At 46.2% G+C, this 22,373-nt stretch carries 18 protein-coding genes; 10 read left to right on the top strand and 8 right to left on the bottom strand.

The window, feature by feature from the left end; all coding sequences use genetic code 11:
* Nucleotides 1-13: 13 nt before the first annotated feature.
* The 4 genes from AZI86_RS14340 (at nt 14) to AZI86_RS14325 (ending at nt 7,560) form a co-directional block, all read left to right on the top strand.
* Nucleotides 14-1,426 carry a hypothetical protein gene (locus AZI86_RS14340; protein WP_061835929.1) on the top strand — a complete coding sequence of 471 codons (1,413 nt, stop codon included), beginning with the start codon at nt 14-16 and terminating at the stop codon, nt 1,424-1,426.
* 4 nt (nt 1,427-1,430) lie between these two features.
* Nucleotides 1,431-2,630: a hypothetical protein gene (locus AZI86_RS14335; protein WP_061835927.1), complete on the top strand. Its 1,200-nt coding sequence runs from the start codon at nt 1,431-1,433 to the stop codon at nt 2,628-2,630.
* A 93-nt stretch (nt 2,631-2,723) separates the two neighbouring features.
* Nucleotides 2,724-5,237 carry a DNA mismatch repair protein MutS gene (mutS, locus tag AZI86_RS14330; protein ID WP_253715961.1) on the top strand — a complete coding sequence of 838 codons (2,514 nt, stop codon included), beginning with the start codon at nt 2,724-2,726 and terminating at the stop codon, nt 5,235-5,237.
* A 4-nt stretch (nt 5,238-5,241) separates the two neighbouring features.
* On the top strand, nt 5,242-7,560 hold the full coding sequence (locus AZI86_RS14325) for an HD domain-containing protein (RefSeq protein ID WP_061835923.1): 2,319 nt from the start codon (nt 5,242-5,244) through the stop codon (nt 7,558-7,560).
* On the opposite strand, the gene AZI86_RS14320 is transcribed toward AZI86_RS14325, so the two are convergent.
* Nucleotides 7,549-8,559 (bottom strand): hypothetical protein, encoded by a 1,011-nt coding sequence (locus AZI86_RS14320; RefSeq protein WP_061835921.1) that lies wholly within the window; start codon nt 8,557-8,559, stop codon nt 7,549-7,551. The genes AZI86_RS14325 and AZI86_RS14320 overlap by 12 nt on opposite strands.
* Before the next feature lie 85 nt (nt 8,560-8,644).
* Nucleotides 8,645-8,917, bottom strand: a complete 273-nt coding sequence (locus tag AZI86_RS14315) for a helix-turn-helix domain-containing protein (protein WP_061835919.1) — start codon at nt 8,915-8,917, stop codon at nt 8,645-8,647.
* Nucleotides 8,918-9,103: 186 nt separating this feature from the next.
* Between AZI86_RS14315 and AZI86_RS14305 the strand changes: the two genes are divergently transcribed.
* Nucleotides 9,104-9,925, top strand: a complete 822-nt coding sequence (locus AZI86_RS14305; protein ID WP_216635918.1) for a TIGR02147 family protein — start codon at nt 9,104-9,106, stop codon at nt 9,923-9,925.
* Here AZI86_RS14305 and AZI86_RS14300 read toward each other — a convergent pair.
* The 5 genes from AZI86_RS14300 to AZI86_RS14280 all read right to left on the bottom strand — a co-directional run bounded on the left by AZI86_RS14300 (nt 9,859) and on the right by AZI86_RS14280 (nt 18,257).
* The gene (locus AZI86_RS14300) at nt 9,859-14,934 is read right to left on the bottom strand and encodes a tail fiber domain-containing protein (protein ID WP_061835913.1); all 5,076 of its coding nucleotides are present in this window, start codon (nt 14,932-14,934) and stop codon (nt 9,859-9,861) included. The genes AZI86_RS14305 and AZI86_RS14300 overlap by 67 nt on opposite strands.
* A gap of 91 nt (nt 14,935-15,025) precedes the next feature.
* The gene (locus AZI86_RS14295) at nt 15,026-16,519 is read right to left on the bottom strand and encodes a RecQ family ATP-dependent DNA helicase (protein ID WP_061835911.1); all 1,494 of its coding nucleotides are present in this window, start codon (nt 16,517-16,519) and stop codon (nt 15,026-15,028) included.
* A 228-nt stretch (nt 16,520-16,747) separates the two neighbouring features.
* A complete protein-coding gene (locus AZI86_RS14290) occupies nt 16,748-17,434 on the bottom strand; it encodes a hypothetical protein (protein ID WP_061835909.1) in 687 nt (228 codons plus the stop codon).
* Nucleotides 17,435-17,717: 283 nt separating this feature from the next.
* A complete protein-coding gene (locus AZI86_RS14285; RefSeq protein ID WP_061835908.1) occupies nt 17,718-17,918 on the bottom strand; it encodes a hypothetical protein in 201 nt (66 codons plus the stop codon).
* A 75-nt stretch (nt 17,919-17,993) separates the two neighbouring features.
* A complete protein-coding gene (locus tag AZI86_RS14280) occupies nt 17,994-18,257 on the bottom strand; it encodes a hypothetical protein (RefSeq protein WP_061835906.1) in 264 nt (87 codons plus the stop codon).
* Nucleotides 18,258-18,506: 249 nt separating this feature from the next.
* On the opposite strand from AZI86_RS14280, the gene AZI86_RS14275 reads away from it, so the two are divergent.
* The 5 genes from AZI86_RS14275 to AZI86_RS14255 are packed head-to-tail and all read left to right on the top strand — an operon-like array spanning nt 18,507 to nt 22,054.
* Nucleotides 18,507-18,977, top strand: coding sequence for a hypothetical protein (locus tag AZI86_RS14275; protein ID WP_061835904.1), 471 nt, complete (start codon nt 18,507-18,509; stop codon nt 18,975-18,977).
* A 59-nt stretch (nt 18,978-19,036) separates the two neighbouring features.
* On the top strand, nt 19,037-19,858 hold the full coding sequence (locus AZI86_RS14270) for a phosphatase domain-containing protein (protein ID WP_061835902.1): 822 nt from the start codon (nt 19,037-19,039) through the stop codon (nt 19,856-19,858).
* Nucleotides 19,855-20,667: a hypothetical protein gene (locus tag AZI86_RS14265; protein WP_061835900.1), complete on the top strand. Its 813-nt coding sequence runs from the start codon at nt 19,855-19,857 to the stop codon at nt 20,665-20,667. Before AZI86_RS14270 ends, AZI86_RS14265 begins: the two co-directional genes overlap by 4 nt.
* A 22-nt stretch (nt 20,668-20,689) precedes the next feature.
* Entirely contained in the window at nt 20,690-21,127 is a 438-nt protein-coding gene (locus AZI86_RS14260; RefSeq protein WP_061835898.1) for a SufE family protein, read from the top strand.
* A 48-nt stretch (nt 21,128-21,175) separates the two neighbouring features.
* Nucleotides 21,176-22,054 carry a trypsin-like serine peptidase gene (locus AZI86_RS14255; RefSeq protein WP_061835896.1) on the top strand — a complete coding sequence of 293 codons (879 nt, stop codon included), beginning with the start codon at nt 21,176-21,178 and terminating at the stop codon, nt 22,052-22,054.
* A gap of 2 nt (nt 22,055-22,056) precedes the next feature.
* On the opposite strand, the gene AZI86_RS14250 is transcribed toward AZI86_RS14255, so the two are convergent.
* Nucleotides 22,057-22,350 carry a hypothetical protein gene (locus AZI86_RS14250; RefSeq protein WP_061835894.1) on the bottom strand — a complete coding sequence of 98 codons (294 nt, stop codon included), beginning with the start codon at nt 22,348-22,350 and terminating at the stop codon, nt 22,057-22,059.
* Between the last annotated feature and the right edge of the window lie 23 nt (nt 22,351-22,373).

Here is a 22,373-nt window from a genome sequence, read left to right as displayed (position 1 = left end):
TTTTGGGGGGATCATGAAGAACGACAAACTAAAAAAAGTCTTAGAAAGTCCGAACGATCTTTCCGGTCTTCGTCTTTCGCGTCGTGAGCTTTTAGAGACAGGCGTGATTTCCTTTGCCGCCCGCATCGCGGTGCCAGGGGCTATTACTTCGATCTTAACCATGGCCAGTCGTGCCGAAGCCCAAGTGGCGGGCTCGATGATGCCCTTTGTGACCTTAAGCTTAAGCGGTGGGGCCGCCTTGCACGGGAATTTTGTGGTTAAAAATGCCGGTGGGGGACTCTTAGGTACTTATTCAAAATTAGGCTTAGGTAAAGCGGGATTTGGAACAGAAAAAGTGATGGGTGCTGACTTCGCGTCTTCATCGCAATTGCATAAAGGCATTCAGTCTGTGGCTTCAGCTCAAGCACTCGCAAAGGCTCGCTTGGTGGCTTTGTGTACAAATACCGCCAACGACACCGCAGGACAGGCGGCACTTCGTCCTTTTTATGATCTTTCCGGCCCGCTAGAAAAGGCGGGACTTATTGGTAAAATTCTTCCCGGCGTTCATCAAGGATCTGGACAAGAAAATATCAAACCTGTTTTTGGTTCGCCGAATTCAATGTTGGACATGGCCAGCCTTGATACGATGTTTGGGGCTTTAAATTATTCAAGCGTGCTAGCGGATAACGGTCTTTTAAGCAAAACACAAAAAGACTCTCTGGCTCGTTTTGTGGGTAAAATGACTTCATCCCAAATTGGTAAAATCAATACGAAAAATACGGGCTTAAAAACTGTTTTACAAGAGGCCGGCATCAAGTCCGGTGATATTATCGCCGCAGGGGGGGCTTCGGGCGTAGATCCTCGTAAGGACGCGAACGTTCAGGCCGTTTATAAAATTGCCGCCAATACAGCGGTGAACAATACGACGGCGGTTTCAGCGGGTGTTGTGTATAACGCCCTCAACGGAAATATTTCTCACGGGCGCATCACGTTGGGTGGTTATGATTATCATGCTCCAGGTCTTCGTTCGGCCGCGGATACCAAAGACTTTAATGCCGGTGTGCAAATTGGAAATATGATAGAGCTTGCTTCCAGAATGAATAAGCCTTTGTTCATTTTGGTAACAACCGATGGAGCCTGTTCATCCGAAACTTCGGATACTTCGTCAAGCATCTGGTCCAGTGATTATAGCTCTTCATTGCAGTTCATGATCGCCTTTGATCCAAGCGGGGCATTGACTTCAAGTGGTTCGCAGGTGGGTCATTACCTGGAAGATCAAAGTGTGGATACGACCACACTTGTGGGATCGCGTCCCGATTACGTGGCTGCGGCGGTCTTAGCAAATTATTTGAATTTGAATAAAAAACTAGGACTCTTTAAGCAACTAGCGCCGGCGACTTTACAGTCGGATGATTTAGATAAAGTTGTAAAACTTCATAAGGCTTAAAAATATGACTCTAACTGCACGTCATTTTAAAATTATAACAGCGACCGCGGGATCTTTGATCCTGCTTGTATCCTTTCAAAATTGTGGGATGGCGATGCAAGGTCTTGAAACCGGAGTGGCTTCTTCAAGAGCTCTAAGCTCAGTGGTGCAGCTCACCGGTGATCAATGTGAAGACGTGCTTTTTGCAAAATTCCAAACGGGTTATTATAGTTTCTTAAAACAAAACTGTGCTGGCTGTCATAACGGTCAACATGAAGCTCCGGGATTTGCCTCGGATAATGTCGCTTCCGCCTTTCAAATCTTTAAAGACAAAGGCTATATGGCGATTTCAAACAATGCCGTGGGATCGCACAATCCTCCTGCAACGGGGTCCCATCACAATGGCGCTATTAGCAGTCTTAAAAAAGAATGGGAAGCTGCTCAAAATTCGTGGTTAGAATGTCAAGGTGGATCGGGTGTTGATACCTCGATTGTGACCACCAATAAAACAAGCACAAATATTATTGCGACTAAAAATAACTCGTCGACATGGACAAGTTTAAGTTGGAATTTGAATTCAGATATTCCTGGTAACGGCGAAAAATTTCCTTTAAATATTTCCGTCGAAGTTCAAGTGGCGAAAGTTTCGGGGTCTGAGGTCGGGTATGCTGTTCGCAATCCCAAATTCGGTGTGACTTCGGGCAGTGCAAGATACCGTGTTCGTGGAATGTTCTTTGTGATGAATGATTCTTTGATGGACTCGGCCACTGTTTATCGCAATATCAATGCGGTGATCTGTCCCGGCACGGCGATCAACTTAGCCGCCACGGGGAATGCTCAGCTGTTAGTGATGTCACCCATTAAAAACACCGATAAGTTTGCTTTGCAATTTGCGGCCATCGAAAAAGCAGACCCCTCCGAACCATGCAGCACGGACACGGCTGGCGGAGCGGACACGACTCCAGCCACCGTCAGTTTTGCTCAATTAACTGCCACAACCGGCACTTTGAATGTGTTTAGAACTCAGTGCTTTAGTTGTCATCAAGGCAGCAGTGCTCAAGGTGGCTTAGATTTAAGCAATTACAATGCGGCTAAAGGGGCGGCGAGTAAAATTTTAACTCGGATTAATGACTCCGGCAGTCCCATGCCTCGAGCAGGCTTAATGTCATCCAGTTACCGTGCGATTGTAGAGAAATGGGTGACAACCGGAGCTCCACAAAATTAGCGTGAAATGATCTTCATAATGCAATGCGTTTTTGAGTGAAAGAGTGGGGTCGGTCGAATAACTTTTTCGCCTATGTCGAATCTTACTCCGCTCATGAAACAGTACTGGGACATCAAGTCCGTTCACCAAGATAAAATCCTTCTTTTTCGCATGGGGGATTTCTTTGAAATGTTCTATGACGATGCGGTGACGGCAGCACCCATACTTGGAATCGCGCTGACCCAACGAAATAAAAAATCACAAGATGAAACGCCGATGTGCGGGATGCCTCATCATTCGATCTCAGGTCCCATTAATAAGCTTTTAGCAGCCGGTTTTAAAGTCGCGATCTGTGATCAGCTCGAAGATCCTAAAATGGCCAAAGGTATTGTAAAGCGCGGGGTGACGCGCGTTTTGACGCCAGGTATGGTCTATGACTCTGACACCTTGGACGGAACAAAGCCGCACTATTTAGTGAGCCTTGATTCAGAATCGATCAGCTTCTTAGACACCACGACAGGGGAAGCCTTTTTCTTTAGATCTAAAAACACCCAAGATCTTTTGCGCTTTATCCAAATCCTTCCCGTTGCGGAAGTGGTTTTAGCTAAAGCTGATGAGTCTTTGGTGAAAGATCTGCAAGGCACGCTGATCAGCTTTCATGAAGAAACGGAATCGGTCGCCAATGAGTTGCTAAAAAATGCAGCTCCGTTATCAAGTGCGCGTTTGATTTCTTATGTGCGGGCCCTTTCCGGGGATGAGGCGTTAGCCACACTTTCTCCGTTTATCGAAAAAGATCTTGAGCATCGTTTAGAAATTTCAGGAACTGTTCTTCGCCACTTAGAAGTTTTTTCGACTTACAAAGGGGAAGGTCCAGGAAGTCTTTTTCATGCGGTGAATCGCACTCAGACTTCAGCTGGCAGCCGTTTGCTTCGGCAGTGGCTGAGTTTTCCGTTGCGTGATGTGAAAGCCATTGAAGAACGTTTAAGCTCGGTCGAGTTTTGGCGTCAGCATGTTTTAGAGTTAAAACGCGCGCGCCAAATCTTAGGACAAATGGGTGATATCGAACGTCGCTTAGGCAAAATCTCTCAACCTCAATGCAATGGGCGTGATCTTTTGGCACTGGCGGGCAGTGTGCATGCAGGGCTTAGTGCGCTCGAAGTTTTAGTTTCAGCTTCGGGTGGCACGGCGAACTTCACAAACCTTCGTGAGTTGGCTTACAAGATTGAGCGCACCTTGGTGGAAGATCCACCGCTTGCAACCAAACAAGGCTATTTAATCCGCTCTGGGGTTTCTTCTGAACTTGACGAGCTGATTGAGCTTTCGACGCACTCGCAGGCCTTGGTGGCGCGAATGGAAGCGGAAGAAAAAGAAAAGACCGGTATTTCGAGTCTGAAGATTCGTTATAATAACGTCTTTGGTTATTACATCGAAATTACGAACACTCATAAAGACAAAGTCCCAGATCGTTATCAGCGTAAGCAAACTTTAACGAATGCCGAACGTTACTGCACAGATGAATTGGTCGAGCTTGAACGTAAAGTTCTAAGTGCCAATACCAAACGCGCCGATTTGGAGTTTGAATTCTTTGAAGCCTTAAGAAAAGAAATCTTAGCTACGTGCCCGGCATTATTGATGCTGGCTCGCGAATGCAGTGAGATGGACGTGGTTTCAGCGCTGGCTTGGTTAAGTTTAGAAGAAAAATACGTTCGTCCGAAATTTTCTCAAGACAACAGTCTGACCATCAAAGCCGGTCGTCATCCGGTGGTTGAACAGACGGTGAAAAAGAACTTTGTCGCTAACGACATGGATCTGCGGGCGCATTCGTGTTTGTTATTAACGGGCCCGAATATGGCCGGTAAATCGACATTGATGCGTCAGGTGGCTTTGATTTCTATCTTAGCGCAAACCGGATCTTTCGTGCCGGCGGATGAAGCGATTTTGCCCGTGTTTGATGCGATCTTTACGCGCATAGGGGCGAGCGATCAGCTTTCCGAAGGGCTTTCTACGTTCATGGTTGAAATGACTGAAACGTCAGCGATGTTAAAAAATGCGACGGCGAATTCTTTAGTGATTTTGGATGAGGTCGGGCGCGGTACAAGTACTTTTGATGGCATGTGCTTAGCGCAAAGTATTTTAGAGCATCTCTTAAGTGAAGTGAAAGCATTGACGTTCTTTGCGACTCACTATCATGAGCTGACAAGCCTTGATCAAAGTTTTGGTCAAATCACCAATGCCCACATGACTGTGGCGGAAAGAAATGGCGAGATCCGTTTTCTTCATACATTAGTTAAAGGCCCTGCTTTAAAATCTTACGGCGTTCAGGTGGCAGAATTAGCGGGCTTACCGGTGAGCGTGACTAAAAGAGCTAAAAGCCTGCTCCGGGATATTGAAGCAAAACGGGTCAAGGCTTCAAGTCAGTTGTCGCTTTTAGATTCTCTGGAAGAAGAGCCTTCTTATCAAGCACCGATTGTGGAAACAGTCACGGAAGTGCCAGCAGAAATTAAAAATTTGATGGTTGAGCTGGAAAAATACCCACTAATGCAAATGAGTCCTTTAGAGGCCATGAATCAAATCGCGAAGTGGAAAGAATTGGTCAGCCAACATTCTCGTCAAACGACAGAAGCTTAAAGACATGGCTCAGAAGTCGTTTCTTTCTTCTGAACAGTGGCAGCAAGCTCAAGACCTCTTAACCCCTCCTTTAATGACACCTGATGGAAATGTTCGTCAGGTGTTTAGTTTTTCAAGCGAAAATTTTTCGAACTGGTTAGGTCAGCGCTTAGAAGACCGCGTGAAAGCCTCACCCCATTGGGAAAAGGCCCAGCCGATCATCTTGGGCTCTTGGGCGAGGGGAGAGTTAAGCCCCAAATCAGATATCGATATTTTATTCTGTGGCAGTGAGGCTGATGTTAAGGCTTGCAGTGATGAACTGCATGAAGCAGGCCTTAAGCTGCGCTATCGCATGCCACAAAATCCAGATGACTGGACAGAAAATGTTCAAGCCTTTGATATTTTAGCGCTCTTAAAAGCGCGTCCCACAACACCGGATTCCGCCCGCAAGCTGTATGAACAGCAAAAAAAGATCTGGAGTCGTAAAAAACACTATCGCCAGATTTTGCTAAAAGCCGTTAAAGACGAGCGCAAATCCCGTGCGGGCCGTTATGATTCGATCACCAATTATCTGGAACCAAACATTAAGTACGGTCCCGGGGGGTTGCGTGATCTGGAACAGGGCTTACAGATTTATGAACTGTTTGCGGAAAAATTCATGCATCCAGGTCATGCTTTAAATGTTTTAAATTACTATCGTCATTACTTCTTAAACCTGCGCCATAAACTGCAGCTTGAAGGCTATGGTGACATTCTCACGGGAGCCGTGCAGTTTGATATCGGCCAGTGGATGGGTTTTAAATCACATAAAGACTTTATGCGCAGTCTGCAACGCGGTCTTTCGCGCGTGCATTTTTATTCAGACTGGATTGTTGAAGTCGCAGAAAGTTCTGAAAAAGAACTGCGCGCGATTGAAAACAAAAGATTTAAAAAGCTCGAGGATCTTTCGCTTGCGTTACATAATGATTCAAGCGTTTTAATGCAAAAGAAAGTCCGCGAAAATATCGACACTTTCATCCCGGACAGCAAAGCAAAAATCTTAGCCAAAAAAAGAGGCCTCATCTTAGAAAAAGCCTTAGATGTGAAGGCCGATGACAGCACGATCATTAGCTTTTTTAGATCACGCCTCATGGATAAACTGGTGCCTGAGATGGGACGCTTAGTAGGGTATGTTCAGCATGACCAGTACCATCGCTTTACGGCGGATTCGCACATCATGCAGGCGTGTCGCGAAGTAAAACGCATTTTTAAAAAGCCCAAAGAGCTGGGACCTTTACAGCCACTTCACAAAAAACTTTCTAAAGAAGATTGGAAGATTCTCTCTTGGTCCTGTCTTTATCATGATCTTGCAAAAGGTCTTGAGAGTAGTGAGCACCATTCCGATCTAGGTGTTGAAATCGTCGCCAGAGATTTTCAAAGTTATGGTTTTAGCAAAGCTTTCATCACTGAGGTGCAGTGGATGGTGCAAAACCATTTAGAGCTATCGCAAGCGGCTTTTCGAAAGAATGCCAAAGACCCGAAGGTGTGGCAGGATTTGCGCAATAAGGGCGCTGAAGGCGCTAGGCTTTATCGTCTGGCATTATTTACGGCCATTGATATTCGCGCGACCAACCCTGAGGCGTGGAACGAATGGAAGGCCAAGTTATTAAAAGACCTGGTAGTCAGCTTAGAATCTAAAAAAGCCCAAAACTTTTTTGATTTTGAAAAGACGCTCGCAAAGAAAAAACTAAAAATGTCTGCCGAAGTCATGGAAGAACTGGGCCCGGTGTTATTAGAAAACATCGGCATTGAAGATTTAGTCAGTGATTTAAAAAAAACCGAAACCAGTGAAGACTCGTTAAAACCTTGGGTGTATGCACCTAAAAAAGGGGATGTGTGGATTCGCTTTCATCATAAAAAAGACCGTCAGGGACTTTTAAGTGATTACGTGGGGCAATTGTTTTCATTGGGCTTAGGTATTAAGCATGCCTCCATTCACACGTTGCCGAAAGTCGGCGTTTACGACTGGTTCCAAGTTTCAACGACTCGAAATGCCGCGCAATTAGAAAAAATTCTTGCAGCCAGTTCGTTCCCAACCAAATCCGTCCCGGATGTGAAGTTTGACGACATCCAACTGATGAGTGCCGATGAAAACGAATGGGTTTACAGCTTTAAGGCGGTGGATCAGTCGGGACTTTTAGCGTCAGCCGCGAAATCCCTAAGTGATTTGGGTGTGAGCATCCGGGCGGCCCGCGTGCATACGTGGGGTCGGCAAGTGGATGATATTTTTATCGTGAAACCGCAGGCCGAAAAAACAGCGCAGGATGTTTTAAAGAGTCTTAAAGATAAATTTTCAGTAACCTAGATCGCAGGCCCGGATCGGAGAACTGAAATTGTTCTTTTCACACCAGATCTGTTTTATCGCCTTAGGATGAAGTCCGCGAAGGCTTACGGGTTCCACACGGCCGTCCATTGTTGTTTTATAGGGAATGTTTGTAAACTGGGGATATGTGCTCGCTAGGAACCAGGCGATGTCCTCCACCGCAAAACTCACGCGGGGATCTCGAAGGGATCGAAGATTTAATAATGACTCAGGGACAAAGATGCGATTGAGTAAAGAACCAACCGTGTGATAGTAAATCTCTTTTTTGTTGGAGTTTATGACTTCAATACTCACATTGGCAAAGTGCATATCGACGAAAATCATAATGGGTACATATTTACTCATATGTTCAAAAACTTCAACACGCAGCTGAAAGCTTCGGGTGTCGCCACCACCACCACCTACGAAAACGCCACCCCCTTCAGTGCTTCTGCGAAGTTTATTATATTCGGGGTCGGAATAAGAAAGTGTTGAAATTTCAGGAGTCGTCATCAGGTCGGTTTTTATAATGTCCCATCGCCAAGTGGGCTGAAGGTTTTTGGACGAGGGGTCAAAAAGACGAATCGCTCGGTAGGCCGCTAGGCTGATTCCAAAATCTGTTTCTGTCGCCCCGACCAAGCCTAAAATTTCATGCAGACCGACGTAACCAATGAATTGTCGAATGTGGGGCACAGATTTATTCAAATAAATTGTGTTTTCGATAGGGGAGTAAAAGGCGCCTCCGCGAGGTGTTCCAGCCGCTTTATGGAAAGATTCAAGTTCCACCCACTTTACCTGATCCGCGATCTTCAAAAGTTCCAGAGGATGAAAGCAATTTTTCTTCTCCGCTTTTGAAATACACGCTATTTTATCTATTCCTAGCTTATCAAGGTCACGCAGAATTTTTTGGGTCTCAAAGCGATAAGTATCAGCTAGCTTTGTGGCTAGCGCAAATCCAGGGACGAAACTAAATACGGATAAAATAAGTAAGACTTTAAACATTCTCGCCTCGTAGCGGTCCGTTGTAGCAAAAAGGCGAGGGGAATTCCAGAGAGCGATCCGGGAAGATATTTTTTACTTAATAACGTCACTCTTCATCGCGAAAGGAATCTTTTTTTGCCGTAGGGGATTTTGTCTTGGACGGAGAAGCAAAACAGAGGCTTTCAATGGTGACCCCAAGGGCTTCTGCCACCTTTTTTACGTCTCTTAGATTGCGAGGATGACTTCCCGCGATCCAGCCATAAATGGTCTTTAAAGGGACCTCGGTCTCTAAACTGAGCTCTTTGATAGAGATGCCTTTTTCAATACACAGTTTTTTTAATCGGGTTGCCAAAATAAAGTCATCTTTGACCGTTGCCATGCCTCACATCCTAAGGCTCAAAAGGAGAGCTACCAATAGAATTAGATATTTATAATTGGGTTTTGGTATCTTTTTGAGAACATTCTGGATAGCCAGAATCTGAATTGGGTGCTGGGGCGCATTTACTTTTTTTCGTAAGCTGTGGCTGTCGTGGTCACGTCTGCCTATCTTTGGTATGGTTTGCTTATGTCGATCGAACTTCCCCCAGGTATTTTTCAAAGAGCCCTCGAGAAAAAGAAGAAAGATTTTCCGCGTCTTTCGGTCCGGTGGATGGCGCGTAAGCTCAACGTCAGTCATGTGTATTTGTCTTATATCCTCAAAGGGACTAGGCCTGTTCCATTTGATATGGTCGAAGATCTTTGTGAGATTCTTGATATTGACGACGAAAGTCGCTCTGAGATTTACGTAAATACCTTTAAAATTCATGGCTACAATCCCGGCGCTAAGTCTTCGGTGGTGCGAGTTCACGGTTGGAATTTAGTATCGTTAAAAGACTTTGATGTGATTTCGCGATGGGAACCTATGGCGATCCTTTTAGTGACTCGTCTTAATGGGTATGACGGGTCTCTGGATTTTATTTCTTCGCGCTTAAAATTACCCCGCTTTTTTATTCAATCCGTCTTGGATATTTTGCATAAAAAAGGTTTTGTCATCGAGGTTGGCGGAATTTTGAAGGCCTCTGAAAAGTATTTTGAGTTCCAATCAAAATCATCCAAACAATCCGTACGCAAGTACCATCGGTCCGTGGTGAATTATGCCCGAAACCTGATGGATCATGCCGTTGATGAACGATCGTTAGAGCGCCGCCACATTGTATCGGGGGCCTTTACGTGTTCCAAAGAAAACGCCTTAAGACTGAAGATCAAAATTAATGATTTTCTTAAGGAGTGTATCGAAGAAGGTGCGACCACTTCGCCAGATGATGTTTATCAGCTAGCCGTTCAGTTTTTTCCCGTCACGACGGAACCGCGGCAGAAGGACGCCCCTGGATCCTTGGCGCAAAGATAGGCCTTAATTTCGCTATTTTCTTTTTTAAGCTCGGCATTATCTGATTTTAAAGAAGCCATTTCGCGATGAATATCTTGGCTGTCTTGCATCCAGCGGTGGTAAAGCTCCTTCACTGAATTTATGAGCACATAAGTAAACGCCGTGTAGTTCACCTGTTTAATCTGAGTCTTGTGACTGTCTTCAGGATATAATTTCACTTCCTTGCTGACAATAAGTTCGGGCGCCGTTTTTTCAACTTCCTGGGCCAGCACGCCAAGCTCGGGTTTTCCACTCGGCGTGATTCCTCCTAGGCCGTTATATTTAAAGCGGTGAGGGGTGATACCTAATAGCGCGTCCAGACCTAAATCAAATTTTTGAATATCTGTTTTTAGTCTCTCATCAGAGGCGCAAGTTCCGCTGGCTGTTCCCGCACTAGACCGCAAACATCCAGAGGCATTCACATCACCCGCCACATCTAGCGTATAGGTGGGGCTGGTTGTGCCGATGCCGACTCTTCCTAAAGTATCAATGCGCATTCGTTCCGCTAAAGTTCCAGAGCCGGAAGTCCAAAACTGAAGGCGGGTGTTTCCTACCGAAACGACATCGCCCGAAATAGCCGACTGAACATTGACGCCGCCAGCACCCAACAAAATTCGCGCACCATCATAAGGAGCCCCACCAGCCTGGGTGAATTTGGCGACATCAACAATGGATCCCACGCCATTGGTTGCAGAGCTCACTTGCAGAGCATATCCGGGAGAAGCGGTGCCGATGCCTACATTGCCGGTTCCATCAATCGTAAGCCGATTGGTGTTCGCAGTCATGAGGTGAAATGGAATGTTTGTGCTGGTGCCGGCGATCATTCTTGCGGGAGGTCGTGAGGTGTGAGTTCTTAAAACGATGGCATCAGCTAAGGAGCTGCCTCCGGAATAGGTTGCGGTGGATGCGGTGCTGTAGGCTTCCATGCTAAAGCCTGCGCCATCTGAATAAACAGAGCTTGCGGCCACAGCATTGGCGGTCGCGTTTTCATTAAAGACAGCCGCCGCAATACTAGCGTCCGAGTTAGATTTAACTTCAAGTCTTGAGGTGGGGCTGGTTGTGCCGATGCCGACATTGCCACCGGACGTGATTCGCATTTTTTCGGTGAGGGAGCTCGTTCCTGCAGTTAAGAACGTCAAACTGCTACTTCTATTTGAACTGCCAAATCCCGACTCCACAATCGAATAAATCCTGCCGGTGTCAACAACGGCGGTGCCGTTGTGAGCTTTAAATCCTATGCCTCCGGCGGTGGAGCCTGAGGCGACAGCTGCGGGCGACGCACTTGTTCCACCTAAGTTTTGGAATTCCAAAAACGGAAAGCCGCCACCTGAGCTCCCTTGATAGTTGTAAGCTGAAAATCCCGGATAGTGCGCCGTAGTTGAATCAGAATTAATAACTCTAACGGTCGTTCCCGTATCAGGCTTAACGATATCCAAACTATATCCCGGGTTGGTGGTGCCGATCCCGACATTTCCGGAATCAAGCACGGTCAGGACCGGTGAGTTATTCATCGCTATTTGAGTGATCGCGGAGGTTCCAGAATTGTTACTGATTGAGAACGTTTTCGAAGCCGTATCGTTATCGCCCAAGCTGTAAGCAATATTGTTCGAAGAGTCGGTCCACTTGATCGTCCCCGTAAATGAGTTCGAATCGTAGGTGCTATTGTTGTCTTCTAATCGGAAACGGGGTGTGGTGGCGGATACAGTGAGTTGTTCTGTCGGCGTACTGGTGCCGATCCCGACAAAACCCAGGTTGCTAATCATCATGGGCGTGCCGGTGTAGGCGCCAGTGCCATCAAACATATTCCATTCAAATCCTCCGCCTCCAACACCTGGGTGGTTCATGAAATTTGTTCGTCCACTTCCGTTATTTTCATTCCAGCCGATGTACGCGCCTTGCGTGGGTAAAACCTCATCGCTGACCGCAGTTGTGCCTGACGTAAGACGACCTCGAATAGCCATTGCGCCGGAAACATCAAGCTTTGCTTTGGGAGTGGAGGTATGTACGCCCAAATTTCCATCTGATGTGATTCTTAAGACCTCATTAAGGGTCCCGCTTTTTCTTGTGCGTATGACAAGATCCCCAGTTTCACTGCCGTCGGTGACATTTGTCAGAATACCGTGAATATCCGACGAACCTTTAAGTGCTCCAGCGTCATTTGCGGCTCTGAAGACGAGCCCCGAACTTATTCCGTTAGCGGCAGTACCCGATGCAGGTTTTCTATCCACGGCAAACCCTAAAGCCAAACCATTAAGCGGTGCCGACTGCGTGGTGGTGACGGTGAGGTTGTAGTCCGGAGTGGTGGTCGTACCAATACCGACCTTGCCGCCATTGGGTTGCAGGACTATAGATCCTTTGGTGGCGTGCGAAGTAGATTCTAAAGTAAGATTTTGGGACGAGGTATTTCCGCCATAAATAAATGGCGTATACAAAGTCGCACTGTTTAAAGACCCGGTGGTCGTGATGGGTCCACCAAACCAAGCGGTCCCGTCTTGACGTATATAAGAAGTCGTAGTTCCCGCCGCATTTTTTGCGATGAAGTTATACTCATTGGCGCCACCGGTTCCATTATTTTGAACGACGATGGCAGATCGAGCACCGGATGCTGCATCTGTTGAGGTTTGCGTGACAGATGTAACCTGCCCACCGCCCGCGCTCACTCCATTACTGTTGGAAGCTCCATTAAATAAAACACCATTAATATACAAACTTGCAAAGTTCGCCGAACCATTAACATCAAGTTTGTAAGTAGGGGAGGTCGTACCGATCCCCACATTGCCGCCAGAATCAATTCGCAGTCTTTCCGTGACGTTAGTGCCGTCACTGGTGTTGAAAGTAATTCGTCCTTTGTGACGAGTTGTTCCACCGGTGGCATCAATAGAGCCTAAGATGGTCGCGATATTATTTAAAAAACCTGTATCTGACGTATTTTTGTCTTGAAAATAAAGACCCCCTAACAAGTCACCCGCAGCAATGGAAGTACCGCCAAAGTCTCTGGCAGACGCAATGGCGCTGGGTTTTCCCCCGCTTCCGGTAGCTCTCACCACGGCATCGGGCGCTACCACCTCAAAATTTCCCCACGGAGTTGTGGTACCAATGCCGACCTCTCCCGCGCTGGTGATTCTCAGGCGTTCACTGCCAGCTGTATCCATGGTGATGTGTTTTGTTGTTGTTGAGCCGGCGGAGTTTTTATCATCGATGACGACGGAATTTCTAACGCCATCATAGCCAAATCTTCCGCGATCTTGAACGCTATAAAAAACAGATTCACTGTTTAAATTGGCGCTGGTTCGCGCGCGCACAGCGGTTGCGTTGTCGGCGGCGATGACTTCAACTTTGGTCGAGGGGGTGATAGTGCCAATCCCCACATTGCCGGAAGAGCGTTGAATCATCAATGGGGTTGAAATCCAGGCGCCTGAATCGCTAAATCGTCCGATGATAAAATCTGTCCCGACATTGGTACCATCATTTGCATCATTTATGTTCGAATATATTTGCCAGCGGCGTTTGCCTTGGCGTTCAAGTCCGACCCCGGTCCATGTCACTCCACTTACGGAGAGGCCGGCCGCGCCAGTAGAGTCCCCAATAATCACTCCGGTTCCACCGCTTCCTTGGATATCTAAATTTTTTGCGGGGGTCGTTGTTCCGATTCCGACTTTACCCGTAGATCGATACACATTTCCGGAATCGGAGCTCCACAGTGTGGCATCACTAGGTAAAACCGAATTTGGAATTTTCCCCAAAGCATCTAACTGAGGAATCTGATTGGCTCCGGTTCCGACATCAATCGCTAAAGTGCGATTTGCCGAAAGATCAACTGTTGCTCCCAATGTGCCATCGGCCTTTAATCCCGCGCCCACCGTAAGAGTTCGCGCGTTTGTTAAGGGAGTAAATCCTAAAGCCGAAGTAATCATCGATGAGTTTAAAGAGGTACATGAAAAGCCATCACTCACCGACACCCAGGTGATAAACTGATTGGCAGCGCAGGAAGAAGAAGGCCATGGGGAGTTTCCAGTGGCATTTGTTAAATCTGCAAAGTTTAATTTTGCATAACTCCAGGTCGTTCCGTTATAGCGAAAGACTTGGCCCTCATCTGTGCCGGGCGCTAAATCGGCGAGCGAGATGGAGCCATTAAGTATCTTGTCGGAAGTGACTGAGTTCGCCGCTAATTTTGAGGACGTGATGGCGTTGTCGGCAATTGAAGGATTGGGGTAGGTGCCAGCAAGACCGCCACCGGCGGTGGCGCCGATCTGCAGGGAATTCAAGATGCGAGAATCGTTCCCGGCGACAAGAGTGGAAGCCGTTGTTCCAATTGCCGCTGATACTTGATAGATGCCCGAGTTTGGCGCGGTTTCGGCAACAGTGATGGGACCCGTACCAGAAATAGAGTTCACACTTCCACTGGAGCCTCCGGTATCCGCCGCGCAGGTCAGAACTCCGGCGGTGGTGGAGGTTAATAAATAACCCGTAGCGCACGTGGGGATGTTTGTCTTTAAAACAAAATCCTCAGCAAGCTTATTACCCAGCTTCATACTATTTGAAGCTTGATTTGCGTAAGGGACACTGCGAATGATGTTATCTGGTGAAATAAGTTTCCAGCCTTTTCCATCGTAAAACTGGACACGAAGTAAGCGACCATCGGTGGCGACCGGGTTATAAGTTGAGCCGCCTTCACATTGAAGGCTTGCAGAGTTACTGAAAACATCAACCAGGTTCACGCTAGGGTCTGGCGGAAAACTTTTGGTGCCGGCCCCGATGGGAGTATCAAAGACGCCGTTGGAATTTCTTAAATCCACACCATTGAGCTGTTCTTTAAATAATATGCAGGTTCCCGAAGGATTTGTGATGGCAAATTCAAAAGAAATATTTGAGTTTTCCAGAGGTCTGCCGGATGTATCTATGATTCGGCCTTGATAGGTGAGCGTAGCGGGGCCTGCCAGAGCGGATTTGAAGACTGCCAAGATGATAAGAACGATCCAGAATTTTCCCATAGTATTCTACTTCGGAAAATCAGTTTGTTTCTAAAGTAAATTCTGGTTCTCAAGAATTTTAAAAAAAAATATTCGCAAAAATGAGTACGGTTCATGAGTAAACTTCTTTAAGTTCAGAAGATCCTTTCACGCAATTATCGCAATTTCCGCAAACAGTCGTCAGCTCTGTTTCACCGAAATAGTTCAGGATATAATTCCAGCGACATAACGCCGTTTGGGCGTAAAGGATCATTTTCTTTAATTTGTCGGCGTCTTTCATTCTCTTGGCTTCGTAAGAGTTAAAAAGGGACTTAAGATCCTCTGTTGTCAGGTCTTTTTTCATCAATGATAATTTAGGGCCCTTTCCGCCTAAGACGCCCTCTTTTTTCAACAGGTCCATAAGAACCGCCAGTTTTGTTTTCGGGATCGAAAGGCTTTGAAGCAAAGACTTTAATTCTTCAGAGTTTTTAATGGCCTTCAGCGCGCTGTAAAGTGATTGAAGCTGCTCTAAGGTGGGATACTTACGAGCATTAAAAAAGCTTTGCGTGGCTTTGTCTTTTTTAAGATACAGCAAAATGCACTGGGCGGGTTCGCGATCTCTCCCCGCGCGACCGGACTCCTGGTAATAAGATTCCAAGGATCCGGGGAAGTTAAAATGCACCACCAAGCGAGTGTCGGGTTTATCAATACCCATTCCAAATGCATTGGTGGCCACCATGATGCCGTCTTTTGAGGCCATAAACGCGGTTCTTTGATCGACGCGATCATCTAGCTTCATTTTTCCGTGATAAATATAGACCGGGAAATTTTCCGCGTGAAGTTTTTCATAAACGGCTTCGGCTTGCTTGATCGTGGCGCAATATATAATGCCTGAACCGGTTTTAAGTTTTAAAATATTTTCTAATGCCGGTATTTTGTCTTCTTCTTTTTCTAAGACAATAGCTTCATAAAAAAGGTTCTCGCGAAAAATGTTTTGGGCAAAAATATTCAGCTCCGGCAGGCACAGTTGCTCTTTGATGTCTTCAATCACTTCCTGGGTGGCTGTGGCGGTGAGGGCTAAAATCTGAGGCTTCTTTAACTGTTTCCAGCTTTCATGAATCTTTAAGTAGGCAGGCCTAAAATCATGACCCCACTGGCTGATGCAGTGAGCTTCATCGATCACCAGTAAATCAATCTCAATATTCTTCATTGATAATAAAAAATCTTCGGAAACGAATTTTTCGGGCGTTACATAGATAAACTCGGTATTCCCATTTTTAAATTCTTGGCGCTCTTTATCGCGGTCTTTAGCTCTGACAAAGCTATTCAGTTCTAAAGTGCTGATTTCTAACGCCGACAGTTTGGCTTTTTGATCTTTCATCAGCGCGATCAAAGGTGAAATCACAATGGTCACGCCCGGAAGTACCATCGCGGGCAATTGAAAGCACAAAGATTTACCAGCCCCCGTCGGCATGACCGCGAGCGTATGTTTTCCTTGAAAAACCGAATCGATCACTTCGGCCTGCCCCTCGCGCAGGGATTTAAGTTCAAAAACTTCCTGTAGACATTTTTGAACAAGCGGAGAGTCAGAGCGGAGTGGTGAAGTGGACCCATTTAAATTGCGCATTCATTTCCCTTTGGTTGCGGGGTAACCAAGGAAGGTAAGCAAAGTCGAGGCCACGGGTTTTAGTCGCTCAAGTTTGCTAGGTTGGTTATTACGATGGGCGTGAGACAAATTGCACGAGGTTGGCGAGGTGTGAGGGGCTAATTACCCGGTGGTTTAAAATGTCGCTGGATTTCTAAATAAGGAATAAACACCGATACACGTAGTGCTCAGAATCAGACTGGCGCAAAGCTATTGCGATGAGCTCTGCTTGAATTTGAACGAGTTGCGATCAAGGAATACCTGTATTTCACGGCCGTTGTTTTTGATAAAGATTGCGCCATTGGAGTAGACCCCGGAGACGGTGCCCGGATAATCGTATGGGCGACCGCTTACGTAGCTCGAGTTGATCTTATCGCCAACACAAATCGAGGAATATGCGTCACAACGAACATCTTTGCCGTAAACTGAGTTCTGTTCTTTAATATCAATTCGACCATCTTCGTTATCTTTTATCGCAACCAGATTGGGCTTATAAAGTCCAAGAACAATCCCCGTTGAATACCTTTCTCCTAGCTGTGCGCCACCGGAGGATTCTATGCCTTTGTAGCGGCTTAACACTCTGTCGCTAGGACAGTAACCAAGAGATGAACACTGAGCGGTCTTGACAGAAACACGATCTAGGGATTCTTCATGGATCGTGTTGGAGTTTAAAGATCTTAGCCAAACTCGATCTCCTGCGAAATCAACGACGAGACCGATATCGTATTTTCTATTTCGAATAAAGACCACCTCCGAACCAATAGATAGAGGTGCTTCAACTTCATAGGTAGGTGTGCTAGCGGCATCATCAAAAGGATTGGGAAGATCCATGAGCTGAGCTTGGGCCGAAGTTTGGGCAAACGCTATCATCACGTAGATAAGAAAGTTTGTTTTCATAATGACCCTTCCAATCGGCGCATGTAGGGGCACCGTGGCCCTCAATCGACAAAACAGATTAATTCGAGGTGTCACTGTGCAAGCAGGATGCCATGCCTCTCTTTAAATTTAACTAGGGAAGGTTAGTTTTCATGACCTAGAAAGTAACTTTGCTTCATGGAGGTGACGAAGTCTGGCGTTGCAAACCTAGATTCCTGACCGAATAATGATCAGAAACGCTGACCATACTGATTTTAAAATCGATGAAACAGAAATAAAAAAAGGTCCCGCTTGGGACCTTTTTTTAATTAGGCTTTTTCTTTTGGTTCGCAGCCCCGGTGATGCCGGTGTGGTTGCGCCAATTGTAAGTGGGATCTACTTTTGTGCGATTGTGCCAAGCTTCCCATTTTTTCTTTGGAAGTTTGTGCGAGACGTTGCCCTTTTCATCAAAAATGTCAGGGTCTTTGCCAACTAAAAATTCACCAATGGATTTAAGAATTCCCATTTCTTTTTTTGCTCCTAGTAAAGACCTACTATAATCTGGAGCGGGCCGTCAAAACAAGCGTTAAGCTCAAAGCGATTAAGATCTTGGGTTTGCGCAAACGTCGATGATGTCGAGGCCGCGGTCTTCAGAGACTTTGCCAGCGCCTTTAAAGTGATTAAAGCATTTTTGTGCGGCTACTTCGAAAGCGTCTTCATAGCTGCCTTTAGAAGTGCTGTATTCAAAGGTTTCGCCTTTAAGTTTGTATTTGAAAGTGTACTCTTTTGAAGTTTCGCCCTTAGAACTCCAAGCAAATGAAGAGCAAGAGAAAGCTAGGATTGCGATCGTTAAGAGTGTTTTCATAATAGTCCCCTTTAAAAAGTTTTTTGACTCTCAGAGTCTCATCTTCCTTAAGAGCAAAGCGGGGGCCATTTTTTACGATGTTTCACTCTGATTCGTGACCATAAGTAACTGTAAATACAGGCAAAAACGGTCTCAATACGGGTCATTTTGTCAAAAGACTGTAATAGGCCTAACATGACAGGTTTGGGAATGCGGTTGAATAAACTTTAGACACAGGGCTATGCTTAATAAATGCAAAGGACTGTGCGTATGAAACTCTTAAGTGTGCTTTTAATTCTTCTTACTTCTCAAACCCTTATGGCTAAAACCTCAGGTCGCATGGTGGGGCCGTTTATGTTGATCAGCCTTGCGTCTCATACCAGTGACGGGGTGGTCGATGGGACGCCAAAACGCCTTTATGAGTTGATGAATGTTCCTGAAAAACCATCCAACATGGGGCCGGGGAAAGCACTTAGCACTGAAAAAAGAGTTCTCAATTTCGTCTGCAACAGCCGCGGGCAAGATGCTTACCAATGTGCGATCAACATTCATAAAACCCAGTTTTCACAGATTTCGCCGAATAAAGCCTCTTTTGAGGTTCACGGGGCCGCAGCTCAAGCGATTTTTGCCGAATTTCACTCCGAAAATGGGGTCTTTTCTTTTAGAGATGAGGAGAATCTGTTTGCAATTGAGGCCACTCCCGATCGCTTCCTGATCGTTTTTTCAACTTCGGGAGTTTAAGCGATTTAAAGGCTTAAATTCATTCTAAGAAGGTCGTTTTTCGTGCTATAAGCGGGCCCATGAAACACGGCCTTTTTTCATTCCTAGTCGCTTTCTTAGTTACTGTCTCTTGCAGCTTTGCTTCCGCGCAAACGCTTTTGGTCAGCGATGTCGATGACACCATCAAGCTGGCCCACGTTCAAAGTTATAAAGACATGATCTATTATGCCTTTGATGATTCCAGTCGCTTTATGGGCATGAGTGATTTGTACAACCTGATCGTGCAGGACAATCCCGACATGCAGGTCGTGTATTTATCCAGAGCTCCCACATGGATCATGAAAAAGCGCCATTTAAGTTTACTTAAAAAAGGACTTTTCCCAGAAGGGCGCTATATCGGTCGCAGCAGTCTTTCTCGCAGTACGCATAAAGTTGACGCTCTTCGTGAAGTGATTGAGGAATTCAAACCTAAAAAAGTCGTCTTGATTGGGGATAATGGCGAGGCGGATCCTGCCGTGTACGCACAAATCGGGGAAGAATATCGCGCTTCGGGCATTCAGTTTTTTCAGTTCATTCGTATTGTGTATTCAAAATCGGTGTACACACCAGTAAAGCCGGCAACCTTGATTTCATCGCAAACCGGTTTTGTCACTCCGATTGAAATCTCCTTAGAGCTTGAATCCCAAGGTCTGTTACATAAGACTTCGGTGGAAAAGTTGCTCGCCACAAAAGGGGCTGATCTTAGCAACCCCGATCTTAAAGAACGAAACGGCGAATATGCCTTTCCGTATTTTGTGGATTGCAGTTCTTTTCAATGGCGCTGGGATGGACGCTTGGCTGAATTTGCCGAATTGCTGGTCTTAAAAACACGCATTTTTAAACGTTGTGGGCTCAATCCATGATGTTAAAATACCAACTGCCGCGCATCTATGAAAGCATCCTGCCGCGGGAGATCTTGCAGTTTGAACCTCAAGAGAAGAAGGCCACCTGTGATGCTTGTGCGATGTCTAGACCTCAGAACAAAGCCAAGATTCATTACCGGGCGGATTTAAAATGCTGCACCTTTCATCCGTTTTTGCCAAATTATCTCGTCGGAGCCCTGCTAAAAGAGGAGACCTCTACCGAAGCCCATCGTCTTTTACGCGGAAAAATTGAACGTCGTGAGTATGCTTTACCGATTGGTATGGTGGCGCCAGTAAAATACCAGGTCGAGTTTAATCACCGCGACGAAGGGGACTTTGGTCAACGCGAAGATTGGTTGTGCCCGTATTACAATAAGCAAACTCAGAACTGCAATGTGTGGCGCAATCGGGGTGTCGTGTGTACGACGTTTTTCTGTAAAAGCTCTTACGGAAAAACGGGCCTTAGCTTTTGGGAAAAGTTAGGCAGTTATCTTTGGTATGTGGAACTAGCCCTTTTAGAAGAGGCACTAGCGATGCTTGATTTTTCACCACGCCAGGTGATGACGCTTTTAGATTATCACAATCGCCATGAGGGAACTTCGGCCGAGCTTAAGTCCAACGTGATCCCCGAAAAAACGTCGCGTGAGCTTTGGAATGGGTATTATGATGACCAAGAGGGTTTTTACAAAAAAGCCTATGAGGTTGTGGCAAACCTTGATAAAAAATCCTTCCACGAGCTGATCGGAGAGCAAGGTCAGTCTTTGGAAGAAGACCTTTTTGCGATTTTACCGCGCTTAAAACTGTCATAGAGACGTTAAGGACTTAGAAACAATGTCATTGATTCAAGATCGCCAAAGCCAAGTTATCCAAGATTTTTCTAGCCTCAATCAGTGGGAAGATCGCTATAAAAAGATTATTGAGCTTGGCAAGGCATTGCCACCATTTCCAGAAGAACTAAGAACGGAGCAAAACATTGTCAAAGGTTGCCAGTCCCAAGTCTGGCTTAGTGCTCAGTTGGATAATCAAGGAAATATGGTTATTCACGGGGACAGTGATGCCTTGATCGTGAAGGGCTTGGTCGCTTTGCTTTTGAAAGTGTATTCCGGAACTCCACCCGCCGAAGTTTTAGCAACACCGCCGGAATTTTTGCGAGCTTTGGGTTTTGAAGGCAACCTTTCCCCCAGTCGCGCGAACGGTTTGCACTCAATGCTAAAGCAAATCAAAATGTATGCGACGGCTTTTGATTACCTGTTAAAGACAAAAAAATAGTTTGTTTTTTTAATCCGTTCTCCGCAGAATTATCTGTAAGGAGAACGCGTGACAAAAAAATCCATTCTTACATCCTTGCTCGTTCCAACTTTAGCCTCTCTTTGTGTCGGTTTCGTCAATGTCACTCCGAAGGTTATTTATGGCGATGACAACCGTGCCGATGTTTACGAAATTCAAGATCCGGTTGTTCGCGAAGTGGCGAACTCTACCGTTGCGATTATTCACAAAAAATTCTTAAAACCTGACGGTCAGGGGCGATACATTTTCACGTCGACGCGCTTTGGTCGCAGTCAAGATATGTGTTCTGAGGAGCCTTATTACAACCAACCGGATGCGGCCGTCTGTTCAGGTTCTTTGGTGGGTGAAGACTTAATTGCCACTGCAGGCCACTGTGTGAATCATTCGACTTGTAAAAACTATTACTATGTTTTTGGTTATCAAATGACCGACAGCAAAACGGCGCCAGAGTCTTTTGCGGCGGAAGAAATTTACACTTGCAAAGGTATCGTCGCGCGCGAATACACAAACGACGAAGATTTTGCTTTGTTGCGTTTAAATCGCAAGGTTCCAAACCACCGCCCTTTGACTTTACAACGGGCCCCAGCTCAAGAAGGGGATGAAGTCTATGTTGTGGGGCACCCGTCGGGATTGCCAACGAAAGTGGCGGGTGGAGCAACCGTGCGGGAACAAGAAGGACGTTATTTTAGTGCCAATCTTGATTCTTATGGCGGGAACTCAGGTTCGGCTGTGTTAAATGCGCGCACCCACGAAGTTGTTGGTATTTTGGTGCGCGGCTCACAAGATTTCAAATATGATCAAGCTAGAATGTGTTACCGCAGTAATGTGTGCGACAACGATGGCTGCGGTGGTGAAGATGTCACCAACATCAGCTATATCGCGGACGCTTTAAATCAAACAACGCGCTAGGTTTATTCTACTTTTTTAGAGGGCACCGCATCTGGAGCCTCTTTGATGACCCCTTGGGTGGGGCAATTGGTGCTGTGAGATTCTCCGGCACCTTCGAGTTTCGCCAATTTATCTAATTTATCAGTGCGAGTTTCTTGAGGTGGGCAGGGGATGGCCGAAGGCTCATTCACTTTATCCTTTCCTACCGCTTTGGTGCCGGATTCAGATAAGACCTCGGTGCGCTGCGGACCCGTGGCCTGAGGGGCGGCATAGGCAGAAACGGAAATAAGCATTAAAGTGGCTAGCAAAGTCTTCATGTGGGACCTCCATTTGCTAAAAT

It is taken from the genome of Bdellovibrio bacteriovorus (assembly GCF_001592735.1).
GTDB classification, from domain to species: Bacteria; Bdellovibrionota; Bdellovibrionia; order Bdellovibrionales; family Bdellovibrionaceae; genus Bdellovibrio; species Bdellovibrio bacteriovorus_D.
This window is presented reverse-complemented; position numbering and strand designations above follow the sequence as displayed.